This window comes from Sulfurihydrogenibium sp., assembly GCF_028276765.1.
Classification (GTDB): Bacteria; Aquificota; Aquificia; order Aquificales; family Hydrogenothermaceae; genus Sulfurihydrogenibium.
This window is the reverse complement of record NZ_JAPYVU010000013.1, coordinates 23046-36783: the sequence shown is the minus strand read 5'-3', so window position 1 is coordinate 36783 and position 13738 is coordinate 23046. Positions and strand designations below refer to the sequence as shown.

Here is a 13738-nt window from a genome sequence, read left to right as displayed (position 1 = left end):
ATAGAGCTTTTAAAAGATATGTATAAAGATTACACGTTTGAATGGGCTGCGCAGGAATGTAGAATACCTGTTGAAATGATTGATAAACTCTACGAAATGGTAGTTTATGCAGGAAATGCTATTACAAATTACCAATGGAGAGGTCCTGCAGCCGGAAACAGAGGTGGTTGGGTTGTAGGTAGAGCTATGAATATGCTTTTAACGTTTACCGGTTCTATTGGGTCTGTTGGTGGTACAGGATGGCACCACTGGCATGTTATAGACGTAGGTGATAAAGGCGGTGATGCTTGTATGGCAGACAAACCAGACCCGGTAAAAGTTTGGAACGAATTACACTGGCCACCAGAATGGCCATTGTCTTCTTATGAGCTTAGCTATATATATCCACATCTTTTGATGGATGATGAATGGAGAAAGAAATGGCAAGAAAAAGGATTAAAGATTCCGGATAAGGTAGAGGTATGGTTTTCAAGAATTTACAACCCTGTATGGATTAACCCGGATGGGTTTAGATGGGTAGAAGCATTAAAAGATGAAAATAAATTTGGTTTAACAGTTTATATGTCTCCAAACTGGGCTGAAACAGCATTCTACTGTGATTATATACTTCCAATGGGATTAGCCGGAGAAAGACACGACCAGCATTCTTCAGAGACAAAGCCTGAAAGATGGACAGGATTTAGACAGCCAGTTTTAAGAGTTGCACTAATGAAGATGGGATGGAAGCCAAACGACCCGGCGAAAGCTACATTGGAAGCACACAAAAAAGTAGGACTTGGTGAAATTTGGGAAGAAAATGAATTTTTCATCAATCTTGCATTTGCAATAGACCCAGACGGAAGCCTTGGAATAAGAAAATACTGGGAATCAAAACAAAATCCAGGAAAGCCGGTTACAATTGAAGAGTACTACAATGCAGCGTTCTCAAAACTTCCTAAGCTTTCTGAAGTCTGCAAACAGCTTGGTATAACTCCATATGAATACATGAGAGATAGGGGAGCTTGGACAGAAGAGACAAACATCTACTATGTGATGGAAAGACCATTGCCTTATGACCAAGAAAAAGGTGTTTACAAATATAAAGGAAAAGAAATTCCAAAATCTGCTATCAAGATAGATGAAGAGCTTGGTATTGTTTATGCAGAAGAAGAGGGCAAGAAGCATACAATCGGCGTATACAAAGATGGAAAAATTCTCCAAGGATTCCATACTCCTTCTGGACACATAGAATTTTACTCACCAACGTTAAAAGACTGGAAATGGCCTGAGTATGCAGTTTTATACTATCCGAAAAATAAAGAACAAAGACAAAAAATGATCCATATCGTTAGCCAAGTGCACCACGACTACATTGTGGAAGAGAATGCATTTGTATTAAACCCAATTTACAGACTTTCATACTTAATCCACACAAGAAGTATTAACGCAAAGTGGTTGATGGAAATAGGACAAAACCATAACCCATTATGGATTTATGAAAAAGATGCTAAAAGACTTGGAATCAATAAAGGAGATGCTGTAAAAGTTTGGGTTGTAGATACATTAACAGGCATTAAAACTGGATACTTTGTAGCAATGGCAGTTCCAACCCAAGCAACAAGACCGGGTGTTGTAGCATGTTCGCACCACAACGGAAGATGGAGACTCGTAAACGAAGTAAAAATAGACGGATTTAAACATCCGCTTGGTGTAATGAGATTAGGTTCTGTACTTGTTGATATTAAAAACGAAGGCTCTAAGTATTTTATGAGAACAAAAGAGGGTGTAAAACCATTCAAATCATGGCAGTTCCCAGAATTTAATAAAGATACAGAATTGATCTGGTGGAAAGGAACAACGGGAGTATTCCAAAACGCTGTATTCCCAGCAAATCCAGACCCAATAAGCGGTATGCACTGCTGGCACAAAAAGGTATTAATAGAAAAAGCAGGTCCAGAGGATAGAATAGGTGATGTATTTGTAGATATTCAAAAAACATTTGAAGTTTACAAAGCTTGGAGAGATCAATTAACAAGACCAGCACCAGGACCGGGCGGACTTAGAAGACCAAAATGGATGCCAAGACCATGGGTTCCATTAGCAGACGAAGCTTATAAAATGCCAGGGTCTGAATCTTAATATATTAACCATAAACAGGGACAGTCTTAAAAAGGCTGTCCTTATCTTGTTATAGTTTAGTATCAAATAAACCTTGAGAGTGTTCCAAAATTTCACAAGTTTACCTTTATCCGTCATCCTCCTGAGGACGTAAGTCCGAAGAATCTCCTCTTTTGATTTTTGACTTGAAAAGAAAAATAGGAGATTCTTCGCACGGCTGCAGAATGACAATGTGGATTTTTGAGGCAGTCTCAAAATTAGTTCTTGATTTACAATGCCATCAATATTTTCTGTCTAAGTTCTTCTAATTTTTCTCTATCTTCAGTATTTTCTATTTTCTCTAAAAGAAAATTTATAAATCTCAATACTTCATTTTTAGAGGAGCAAGTACTGTAAAACTTAGTTTTAATATTAAAAAAAATATGTATCACCTTAGGATAAAAGAAATCGAAAGAAAATAAACTAAGCAAGAGGTTTCTAACTAATGAAAGGTTATCTGTAAATATAATATGATAGACATTCTTAGAAGTAATATAAATTTTTATCTTTAAATCTTTTTGATCTAAATTTATGCTTCTATTAAAAGGAGGTAGCCATTTGATAAAAGCATTTTGAATGATTTTATTTTTGTAAACCTTGATGTATTTCAAATTAAAGAGAGTTAAAGAAAGATTTAAAAAACCTATACTTACTAAACTTCCCATTATACCAAAAATTAAATAAATGTAGTGAGCATAATAGGTTGGCTCTTCTTTAATTTTGTATATAAGAAAAATTGTAATAGCTGTCATTGAAATTGCTGCAACTAAAATAAACACAAATAATAATAATTTTGCAAAAATTGATATTAAGCTAAAATTATTTTTTAGCACTGTAATTGGTTCATCATCTCTTAGTTCAGCAAAATTTATTTTTTTAAATGTAAATCTTCTGATGAATTTATTTTTTGATTATTATTTTGCATTTTTGCTGATATTAATTCTCTTGCAAGAACGAATGCGGCAAGTCCAATATTAAATACGAAATAAACAGCAAATACACCCAGTAAAACATAACCAGAAGTAGAATCTTTGTACAATTCATAGAGTGAGAGTGCAGGGTTTCTGTCTCTAATATAAACCTTGTGTATCTTACCTAAGCTTCCACCTCTACCGCCTTTTGCAAAAGACGGAAATGAAAAAAATAGAATAAAACTTATCACAAATGCTAAAAGTTTTCTTAATAAGTTTTTCATATTGTTTAGCTAAATAATTTTTGATGGTTTAACTAATCAAATCTTGAAGATAATCTATATCAAAAATCTCTATTTTACCCCTTTCTGTGTCTAATATTCCTTCTTTTTTCCATCTGCTTATTACTCTAATTGCTGTTTCTACCGTTGTTCCTGCCATTTCTGCTATATCTTGTCTTGTTATTGGAGCATTTATTACTACGTTATCGCCTTCTTTCTTTCCAATCTTGTCAACAAGTTCAAGAATAAGCGTTGCTATTCTTCCTTCTACCTTTTCAACAGCTAAGCTTTTAAGTCTGTCATATGCTTCAAGAATATTTTTAGTAAGCTCGCACGTTATTCTTACTGCTAAAGCAGGATACATTAAAAGCAGTTTTAAGAAATCTTGATTTGATATATATAAAACTGTTGTATCAATTAAAGCTTGAGCTGTATAAGTATTAACAGGTGGTCTGTTATCTTTCATAACAAGCCAGCCGAAGCTCTCGCCTTTTGTTGCAAGTCTTAGTATTACAGTTTTGCCTTCGTTCGTTTCTTTGATTAGCTTTACTATTCCATCTATCACAAAGTATATACCCGGCTCTTTATCTCCTTCATAGAATATGTATTCACCTTTCTTAAATTTCTTTGCAACAAAGAACTTTTCTATATTCTTCAACTCTTCTTCTTTAAGCTCTTTAAATAGGTCTAATTCTTTTAGAGTCTCTATTTTATCTATATTTATCCTTTCTCTTTCTCTCTTCATCATTTACCCCCAAATTTTATCTAACTTTTGGCAAGCTGCCGAGAAGATATTTTAAATAATTGTCTGTAAATACAAATCCACCACCTATGTAAAAGCCTCTAACAGAACTGTTTATTAAATCAGAGCCACCAAATTTTACAAATATTGGATAACCACTAAATCTGTACTCAAGCCCAATGTCTAACTCAGGATTGTTTGGCTGATTTATCAAATCTTTTCTGTTAAATTTATAAAGGTCTGACACTAATCTCAAATTATCGTTTAATACTATATCTGCACCAAGGTCTGCTGAAGAGTCTTTAATACCAAAACGAGCCCAAAGCTGTGTAGAGCCAAGTGTTAATATTTTTCTTGCATATTGAAGGTCGAAAAGTATTCCATATTTTTTAGTTACGTATGTTGTAGTTGTTCCGTTTGAAGTAATTTCTTCTTTTTTATCTACATAACCTTGAGAGTTAGAAAGTATTCCAACATAGTAGTATCTGTCATCTGTTGGTATAAATCTAAATGCTGCACCAGCTTTTGAATCATCGTTTCCTGTATGTTTCTCACCTTGCATGATAACTTCAAGATTTGACTCTTTTACAACTTTAAACGGCTCTGCGAATGATTTTACACCCTCATTTACATTATTGTATAAATCATCTTGATTTACTAATTTTCCAAGAGTTCCTTTTCCTTCGTTAACTTTTGCCAAAAGTTCGTTTAAGTTTTGGGATGCTTTTCTGATATTTTCAATTGAGAGTTTTAAATCTTGTCTATTTTCACTAACGGCTTGTTCTATTTGTGTAGCTGCCTTATCTACAGAATCAAGTGTCTTTGGAGCTTTTTCTTTCAATGCAACAGATAGGTCTTTTAAGTTAGCGATCAACTTTCTTATATCTTCTCTGTTTTCTGCTGTTATATTTTTAGTGTTTTCAAGAGTTTTGTCTAAGTTTTGAATAATGCTTGGAAGCTGTTGTCTAATATCTGCTGTAATCTGTCTGATATTAGCTATAGACTGTCTTATATCTTCTTTGTTTTCTACTACAACATCATTTGTGTTTGAAGCAAATTTATCAAAGTCTTCTATGAGTTTCTTTAATCTATCATCACCGGTGGCTTTGTTTAAGTTATCCATTAGCTGAGCAAATTTTTGCGCTGCAACATTGATTTGATTTATCATCTCTTCCGTTGAAGCAATTTTTGCTTGATTTTGGATAACCTGATTTTCTGCTAAATTGCCTGTGTTAGGACTGCCCGGGTCTATATAAATATACTTATCCCCCATTAAACCATAAGTTCTAATTGAAACAGTTGCATTTTTGTATAAGGGTATTTCTTTTTTTATCTTTAAGAGTGCTTTAACTTTTCCATTTTCAAAGGTTATATCTTCAACTCTACCTGCTTTTACACCTAAAACCTGAACATCGGCACCCTTAGATAAACCCTGAGCATCATCAAAGTAAACATAGTAAGTCTTAAAAGATTGGCCTAACTCTTTGCCGCTAAATTTTATAATCAAATATCCTGTTAGAATTGATACTAATAAAACAAATATTCCTACTTTTTGTGAAGTTTTCATTTTTATTTCTCCAAAATAGTTTCTTCTACTTTCATTCCAAAGTGTCTTCCAGCCTCTTCTACATAGCCGACAATTTCATCCCCGACTTTTAAATCTACCACAGATATAGGCGTTCCGTCAGGTTTTACAACTCTTATTGTCTCTGCATTTTGTAGTACTGCTGATAGTTTTTTTCCTTCATATTCAGCTTCTATTAAAAGCATGGGTCTTCTTTCTACCTTAGCCCTTCCTACATAGACAACCCTTCCGTTTCCGTTAAAGTCATATATCATAACTTCTTTTCCTGCTGAAAGCTCACTTAAATAGGTAGTTTTTCCATTTGGTACTCTTGTATACATATGAACCGCGCCGGCATTAACTCTAAACGGTCTTGAAGCTACGTATTCAGATTCTTCTGTTTCTCCATGAACTAAAATCATTCCGGCTGAAGAATTTCCGACAAGCATTCCTTCACCACGTTTTAAAAGAGAAGTCGTATCTACCGCAACCCTATCACCCATTCCAATAGGTTTTATTGCTGTCACTTTTGCTTTAATAAAGTTTAATTTTTCAGTATCTTCTTTAATAACCTTAGCTACCTTTTTAACTTCGTTTATATCTGTTGTTGTTAAAACAACGCCTTTAACTCCCTTTTCAAGAATGCCAACAGAAGTTTTTGCTTCTTCTGAATTTTTTACAATTGAGTATATGTTGGGAGATTGGGCAATTAAGTTTTCAAGTGGAATGATAGTCCAATCTGTTGTTTCTACGATTACTTTTTTACCACTTTTTGCAAGATTTGCCGCCTTTTCCTCATCGGCTTTATTTTCTATTTTTACTATTACAAAATCATCAGAAAGATTTCCTTCTTTGTCTTGGACTATCAATTTAACTCTTCCAAGCTTTTTTATCTCATTTGCTTGTTCTTCTTTTATTAATATAAAATCAACTCCAGATTCTATCGCAGTTGTTATTACAGCTTTAGGAACGTTTCTTGCATCAAGAATAAACTCTTTCATTCACTCTCCTTAACTAAGTTTATGGTTTTCTTAATTTTATCACAAAATAATTATGATTACCATTAAAATGGTATAATTAAAAAACTAATAAAGCATCGTTTGAGGTGGTTGAATGTTAGATATATATTTAAATCCAAAAAAATCTATGGAAAACTTAGAGATTAAAGGCTACTTTGAAATGTTTTTAAAATATATTCTTCCTTTCTCTTTCTTTCCGGTGCTTGGATATCTGATTGGTTTTACAGTTTTAAAGTCAAACTATGTTTCTTCTATAAACCAGTTTTTAGACATGCTTAAAAATGACCCAAAGGCTGATAAATCAACTATTGACTATATGAATTTAATTTTAAACATGCTTCAAAATAATGATTTTAATAAAATTTTAATTTTCTTATTGATTGTATGGGTATTTGAAACTTTTAAACCTATATTTTTAACAGGTTTAACTTACTTTTTTGGCAAATCTTTTGGCGGCGAGGATAATCCAATGAAAGTATTTAACCTTGTAGTCTATGCTGTTATACCCGTTTATATATCTGAAATTATATATATGATAAATTCTCCATTAACTGCTATTGTGTTGTTTCTAAGCAGCTTCTATATGTTTTACATTATTTATATAGGAAGTGAAAAGATTTTAAAAGTTCCTTCAGAAAATTCTAAAAACTTTCAGTTTATAGTGGTACTTATTATCTTTTATGTAATATTAAGTGGAATTTTAGGAATGCTTCAAACTAAGCTTATTCAGATGCTAATTGGCTAATTTAATTTACAAGTTGTGCCGGTTTGGAGAAAATTTAGATTGAAAATGCTGTAAAAATTTTTGTAAGTTTACTTTTTTGTCATTTTGAGAACGTAAGTCTAAAAAGGGTCTACTCTTTTGGTTTTTTGAAAAGAAAAAGCAGGAGATTCTTCGCCAGCTGCAGAATAACAGTGTATATTTTTGGAACAGTCTCGGTTTAAGTTGTCTTTTTCTTATCCTCAGGATCGCTTATTAAATTTTTTAAAAATCCCTAAATACAGACTTTACTTCCTAAACTCCTGCGGGTCTACGTTATACTTTTTCAACAATTTTTGAAGAGATTGTCTTTCTATGTTTGCAAGTTTTGCTGCTTGTGATATGTTACCTTTAGTAAAAGATAATAGATTTCTTAAATACTTAGTGGTAAAGTTTGTATCGTTCATTTTCTTTGCCAAGTTATAGTCAAAAATCATTGCATGTTTATCTTCAATTCCGGTTATCTCTTTTGGCAAATGGTTTAATTCTATAAATTGCCCCTTTGCAAAAGCGATTATACATGCTTCATTTACAACGTTTTGAAGTTGTCTTACATTTCCAGGCCAAGAATAATTTATAAGTGCTTCTAATGCATCTTTTGAAAAACCTTTAACATCGGTGTTGTATTTTTTATTAAACTCTTCTAAAAAGTAGTAAGCAAGAACGGGGATATCCTCTTTTCTTTCTCTAAGTGGGGGAATTTCTATTTTTATACCCTCTAATCTATAGTATAAATCTTCTCTAAACTTTCCTTGATTTACCAATTCTTTTAAATCTTTGTTTGTTGCTGCAATAACCCTTAAATCTACTTTCTTAGCACTTACATCGCCTATCCTTCTAACTTCCTTATCTTGCAAGAATCTTAAAAATTTTGCTTGAAGGTCTAATGGAAGCTCAGATATTTCATCTAAGAAAATCGTTCCACCGTCTGCAAGCTCTAAAATACCCGGCCTATCTTTTTCTGCACCGGTATATACCCCTTTTTTAGCGCCGAAGAATTCTGACTCCATAATATCCTTAGAAATAGCAGCACAGTTGACCGGTAAAAAAACATTGTTTTTTCTTTGACTTGCTTCATGTATTGCTCTTGCGAAAAGCTCCTTGCCAACGCCGCTTTCTCCATGTATAAGTACAGTAAAATCAAAGTTTGCGATTTTTATGGAATAATCAATAATTTCTTGCATCAATGAGTTGACCGTTATTATATTTTTAAACTTGTCCCTTGACTTGATGATGTTCAATTGAGACTTATAATGCTGACTTTCTTTAATTGTCTTAGTCTTTTTAACAGCATCCTCTATTAACTTCCAAATCTTTCCATCATTAAAATCCACAGGTTTAGATATGTAATCGTATGCTCCATTTTTCATGCATTCTACTGCTGTATCAACGGTTCCGTAGGCTGTAAGTATAATAAAGCTTACAAAACCATTATATTTTCTAATCTCTTTTAGAAATTCATTACCGGCAAGACCTGGCATTTTTAAATCAGAAATAATAAGGTCATAATCATTATTTTTCACCATCTCTACAGCTTTAACAGGATCAGATTCTATATCTACTTTATATCCTTCTTCCTCTAATATTTCCTTAAAAGATACTAATAAATCCTCTTCATCATCTACAACTAGAATATATCCCTTTTCCATCATTCGCCCTCTTCCTCATTATACATTGGGAATATTAAAATAAATTCGGTTCCTTCACCTTCTTTACTGCTGACTAACATTTTACCACCATGGTCCTGAACAATTCTATAACTTACCGCAAGACCAAGTCCTGTCCCCTTTTCTTTTGTCGTAAAAAATGGCTCAAAGATCTTATCCATTATTTCTTCTGGAATTCCTTTTCCTGTATCTTTTATTACAACTTTCACATTTCCATCTCTTCTTAAAGGAATTATTTTTATTGTTATCTTACCTTTATTTTCTATAGCTTCTATTGCATTTAAAATTAAATTAATAAATAGTTGTATTAATGCATTCTTATCACCTTTTACGTAAACATCTAATAGTTTTTTTGAAAATTGTATATCGCTTCTTTGTGTTTGCAGAGTTGCTAATTTCATTGCTTCTTCAACAGCTTCTTTAAGATTTACTTTTTGAGCTTTTGTATAGTATGGTTTAGAAAAATTCAATAATCTTTCTATTATGTCTGTCGCTCTAATTACATTTCTTTCAATTCTTTCGATCGATTCTAAAATGTTATCAATATTATCAACATTCGAACATAATTTTTGAATCCTTCTTTTTACCATAAAGGCACTTTGGTTTATAATTGCTAATGGATTTCTTATCTCATGTGAAATACCAGCAACTAATCTGCCAATAACTGCAAGTTTTTCCGACTGTATAATTTGATTTTCCATTTCTTCTTTTTCCGTAACATCTTCAAAAACAATAACCATACCATTTAATGCTTCTTCAGAAGAGATTGGAAATGCTTTTACCTCGAAAATTCTGTTTGATGTTTGGTCTTTAATTTTTGTTTCAAATTCTTTTTTTGTATAAAAGACATCTTCTAAATGTACTTTTATTGAGTTAAAAAGTGGGAAAACTTTAAATAAATTTTTGTTAATTGTAATTTCATGGCTTGTAAACTTTCTTGCAAAATTGTTTAGAATTTCTATGTTAAAATCTTTATCTAAAACTACAATACCTATATTCACAGCTTCTATAGTTCTATAAATTAAATCCCTTAATTTAACTATTTCTAAAAAGTAATTTGTTTTTGCAATAATGTTTGAGATAGAGTTAGCATACGTAATCAAATACTCAATTTCCTCTGGTGTTAAGGAGGTTTTAGAATAAACCACCAGATAACCCAAAAGACCTTTTTCATCTTTTAAAGGTATATAAATTAGCTTTTCATTCTCTAAAGTTGAGACGGTAGTTTTATCTTTCATTCCTTCGGTAATAATCTTTAAATTTGGGATAAAACCTCCTTTCTTAGATAAATTTTCATTTGAAATATATATGTATGCACCAGCGTATCCTAAATCTATCAAACCTTCTACAATTTTTTGTGCCATTTCATTTAAAGAAATCTCTTTTATAATAAAAGTATTAAGCTTAAATAACTCTTTTAGTTTTTTATAAGCTAACTGTAATTTAAGCTCAAGTTTTTCGTATTCTCTTTTTACTTCTATCTCTATTGTTCTTGCAATTTTCTTCTTAAACTCCTCTTGATTTTCTTCTAAATTTTCTTTATATTCCAAAATTTTTAAATATACAAAAAATAGTAAAATTAAAGCAATGCCGTAACTAAAGAAATTTAAATTTATTAAACTTAAAATAAAAGATACAGAGATAACACTTAACCAAATTTTTTCAATGGTTTTGGATTTTTGATTTAAAACTACCAATCCTAAAAAATAAAAAGCTTTTATAAATTTGAAATCTTGGAAAAAATTAACAATCAGTGTTAAGCTGATATAGTAAGCGATGACAATGAATAGTATTTTAACATCCTCTTTTTTAAATTTTGCATGAAGTATTAAAGATAAGAAAAATAAAGATAAAATATCAAAATTTATTCCTTTATATTTGAGTAGATAATCTATAATATATGTTAAAATAGCTGATATGATAAAGACATCTTTTCGTTTAATTGTATTTGTAAGAAAGGAGATTAAAAAGTAAACTATGGTTATTACAATAACCGCTTCCAATTTATAAAACCTTCACAATTATGCTTTTTTTCATAGAAAATTACCTGGATTTTATTAATGTAATATTATACAAAATTTATTGACGAGGAAATAAAAATGAATTTAAAAGAGATAAAAGAAATTGCGAAAAAGTTCACACCAGAAGAAATTGAAATGTGTATAAATGAGACTCTAAAAAATGGCGAACCTTCTCCTCAGGAATGTAAGGTATCCGGTGATATAGTAGAGAAGTTAAACACCTTAGCAAAAGCACAATTTGTTAGAGAGCTTGTAGAAAAAGGATACAGTGAAATAGATGCGATCAGAGAACTTGCAAGAAAGATTAGAGAAATTCAATCAATTAAATAAAAGTGGAAAGACTAAAATTAATAAAAAAATGTTTTAAAACTTTAATTAAGTCTAAAAATTAATTAACCTTTTATTTTCGTATTGTACCATGAGAACAATCTCCTCCCTTTCTTACCTATTACTTCTAACTTCTTATTTTCTCATTTTTTAAATGATAAGATCTCTTAGATTAAAGTTCTCAGAATACCAAAGCCACCTAATGCTGTCATTCTGAGCATAAGCGAAGAATCTCCTTGCTTTCTTTTCAAAAAAACATTAAAAATGAGATCCTTCACTACGTTCAGGATGACAGGAAAAGGTTGAATGATAAACATTAAAGGAAGGATTCCTTCTCATCTCTCATTCAAATAGTTCAACACATTCTTAAAATCTGACGGAATTGGTGCGTTTATTTCTATTTTTTTATTTAAGTAAGGATGCATCAAAACTAATTTGTATGAATGAAGCATCTGTCTTGCTACTCTTTTTACTAAATTATTCTCAAACTTTTTAATACCATAAATTTTATCTCCAACGATAGGATGTCTTATACTTGCAAGATGTTTTCTTATCTGATGTTTTCTTCCAGTTTCTATTCTTACTTGAAAGTATGTAAAACCATTTCCTTTGTTTAAAACTTTTAAATGAGTAATAGCCTGTTTTCCATCTATATCTTGATTGATTGTAAAGTCTTTAAAGCTTGCTTCGTTATGAGATATAGCCAAGTAAATTTTTAAAACGTTCTTATCTTCCCATATCTCTTTGAATTTTTCAAAGATTTTATAATCTTTTGCAAAAATTAAAACACCGGAAGTTTCCTTATCAAGTCTATGAATTGCTTTTATTTTATCGTTTTTCAACTTCTTTCTAAGCATATCTTCTGCAGATGAGTTTTCTTTATCGCTTACGATTGTTGGTGGTTTATCAATTGCAATGATATAATCATCTTCATACAGTATTTTTAAATCATTTTTTGGCTCACTTTGAACTATCTCGACTACATCCCCCGGTTTTAGATTATGTGATGCTATCCAAACTCTTTTGTTGTTTACAATAACATTTCTACTGTCAATAATATCTTTTGCTTGATTTTTTGAAATATTTAAGCTTTCAGCTATAAAATCTTTTAATGTTTTTGGTGAGTTTACTGTGTATCTTTTAAGCATTTTTTCTCCTTGAATTTAAAGAGAGCATAGGTCTGATAGTTCTATTTTTTCTGTCTTAATATCTCCAACAAGCATATTTTTCAGCTTATCAAAAGCATGAGACTCATCGGTTATAAAAATCTTTCTTTTTCCTGTCTCTTCAATGTTTAGTTTTATGTTTTTTAAATGTTCCACTATCGCTACAGATGAATCAACTATATTTAAATGCGGATACAAATCCTTTATTGTGTTTTTCAAAAGTGGATAATGGGTACATCCAAGTATAAGTGTATCAATTCCTGTTTTAACAAGGTCGTCAAGATACTCTTTAACTGTTAGCTTTGCTACTTCATTATCTATCCAGCCTTCTTCTACCAATGGAACAAACAACGGGCAAGCTTTTTGATAGATTTCTAAATCTTTATCCAAGCTTTTTAAAGTCTCAAGGTAAGAATTGCTCTTTATAGTCGCTGACGTGCCTATCACGCCAATTTTTTTATTTTTACTTACTTTTACAGCTGATTCTGCTCCCGGCTGAACTACGCCTATCACAGGAATCGGTAATATTTCTCTCAATGTATCAAGTGCATATGAAGAGGCTGTATTACAGGCTATTACTATTGCATCTACGTTATAATTATGATACAGATAACTAGCACATTCTACAGAATATCTGATAATCGTCGTTTTTGATTTGTTTCCGTATGGAACTCTTGCCGTATCTCCAAGATAGTACAAATCTACCTTTGGAAAGCTTGCAGCTATCTCTTTAAATACGGTAAGTCCACCTATCCCTGAATCAAATACACCAATCGGCATTTATTGTTTTATTCCTTCTGCTGTATATTCTACCCGTGGAGCATCAGACCATAACCACTCAAGCTTATAATAATCTCTAAGCTCAGGCAGAAATATGTTAATCATAATATCTCCGTAATCTACGGCAATCCATCTTCCTTCTGTATATCCTTCCAAGTGGTGAGGTATTACTCCGTATTCTTTTAAACCACCTATGATATTATCTGCAATTGCCCTAGTATGTATCGGCACTGACCCTGTTATGATAACCATGTAATCTGCAATAATAGGATTGATCTTTCCTATTTCAAGAGTTACAATATCCTCGCCTTTTTTCTCTTCAGCTTTTTCAATTATCTTTTTTACAATCTCTAAGGTTTCCATC

13 protein-coding genes are annotated in these 13738 nt (G+C 31.6%); 3 read left to right on the top strand and 10 right to left on the bottom strand.

What is annotated here, in order from left to right; all coding sequences use genetic code 11:
- The coding region (locus Q0929_RS03450) for a molybdopterin dinucleotide binding domain-containing protein (protein ID WP_299238183.1) at positions 1 to 2118 on the top strand (2118 nt) is incomplete at its 5' end.
- 248 nt (positions 2119 to 2366) lie between these two features.
- Here Q0929_RS03450 and Q0929_RS03445 read toward each other — a convergent pair.
- The 5 genes from Q0929_RS03445 to Q0929_RS03425 are packed head-to-tail and all read right to left on the bottom strand — an operon-like array spanning position 2367 to position 6635.
- Complete coding sequence (locus Q0929_RS03445) at positions 2367 to 2969, bottom strand: hypothetical protein (RefSeq protein WP_299238182.1); 603 nt, start codon at positions 2967 to 2969, stop codon at positions 2367 to 2369.
- 35 nt (positions 2970 to 3004) lie between these two features.
- Positions 3005 to 3331 (bottom strand): hypothetical protein, encoded by a 327-nt coding sequence (locus Q0929_RS03440; protein ID WP_299238181.1) that lies wholly within the window; start codon positions 3329 to 3331, stop codon positions 3005 to 3007.
- 28 nt (positions 3332 to 3359) lie between these two features.
- Entirely contained in the window at positions 3360 to 4073 is a 714-nt protein-coding gene (locus Q0929_RS03435) for a Crp/Fnr family transcriptional regulator (protein WP_299238180.1), read from the bottom strand.
- A gap of 16 nt (positions 4074 to 4089) precedes the next feature.
- Positions 4090 to 5637, bottom strand: coding sequence for an MlaD family protein (locus Q0929_RS03430; protein WP_299238179.1), 1548 nt, complete (start codon positions 5635 to 5637; stop codon positions 4090 to 4092).
- A 2-nt stretch (positions 5638 to 5639) separates the two neighbouring features.
- Positions 5640 to 6635 carry a 3-dehydroquinate synthase II gene (locus tag Q0929_RS03425; protein WP_299238178.1) on the bottom strand — a complete coding sequence of 332 codons (996 nt, stop codon included), beginning with the start codon at positions 6633 to 6635 and terminating at the stop codon, positions 5640 to 5642.
- 112 nt (positions 6636 to 6747) lie between these two features.
- Between Q0929_RS03425 and Q0929_RS03420 the strand changes: the two genes are divergently transcribed.
- Positions 6748 to 7398, top strand: coding sequence for a Yip1 family protein (locus Q0929_RS03420; RefSeq protein ID WP_299238177.1), 651 nt, complete (start codon positions 6748 to 6750; stop codon positions 7396 to 7398).
- Between the two features lie 263 nt (positions 7399 to 7661).
- Here the strand turns inward: Q0929_RS03420 and Q0929_RS03415 are convergent, their stop codons facing one another.
- Both Q0929_RS03415 and Q0929_RS03410 read right to left on the bottom strand, forming a co-directional pair.
- A complete protein-coding gene (locus tag Q0929_RS03415; protein WP_299238176.1) occupies positions 7662 to 9065 on the bottom strand; it encodes a sigma-54 dependent transcriptional regulator in 1404 nt (467 codons plus the stop codon).
- Complete coding sequence (locus Q0929_RS03410) at positions 9062 to 11083, bottom strand: ATP-binding protein (protein WP_299238175.1); 2022 nt, start codon at positions 11081 to 11083, stop codon at positions 9062 to 9064. The genes Q0929_RS03415 and Q0929_RS03410 overlap by 4 nt, the downstream gene beginning before the upstream one ends.
- A 96-nt stretch (positions 11084 to 11179) precedes the next feature.
- Between Q0929_RS03410 and Q0929_RS03405 the strand changes: the two genes are divergently transcribed.
- Positions 11180 to 11431, top strand: coding sequence for a hypothetical protein (locus Q0929_RS03405; protein ID WP_299238174.1), 252 nt, complete (start codon positions 11180 to 11182; stop codon positions 11429 to 11431).
- 332 nt (positions 11432 to 11763) lie between these two features.
- On the opposite strand, the gene Q0929_RS03400 is transcribed toward Q0929_RS03405, so the two are convergent.
- From Q0929_RS03400 to rsfS, 3 genes are read right to left on the bottom strand one after another with little or no spacing between them, the layout of a single operon-like run.
- On the bottom strand, positions 11764 to 12576 hold the full coding sequence (locus Q0929_RS03400; protein WP_299238173.1) for an RluA family pseudouridine synthase: 813 nt from the start codon (positions 12574 to 12576) through the stop codon (positions 11764 to 11766).
- A gap of 15 nt (positions 12577 to 12591) precedes the next feature.
- Positions 12592 to 13374, bottom strand: a complete 783-nt coding sequence (gene murI / locus Q0929_RS03395; protein ID WP_299238172.1) for a glutamate racemase — start codon at positions 13372 to 13374, stop codon at positions 12592 to 12594.
- Positions 13375 to 13737, bottom strand: a complete 363-nt coding sequence (gene rsfS, locus Q0929_RS03390) for a ribosome silencing factor (protein WP_299238171.1) — start codon at positions 13735 to 13737, stop codon at positions 13375 to 13377.
- Between the last annotated feature and the right edge of the window lies 1 nt (position 13738).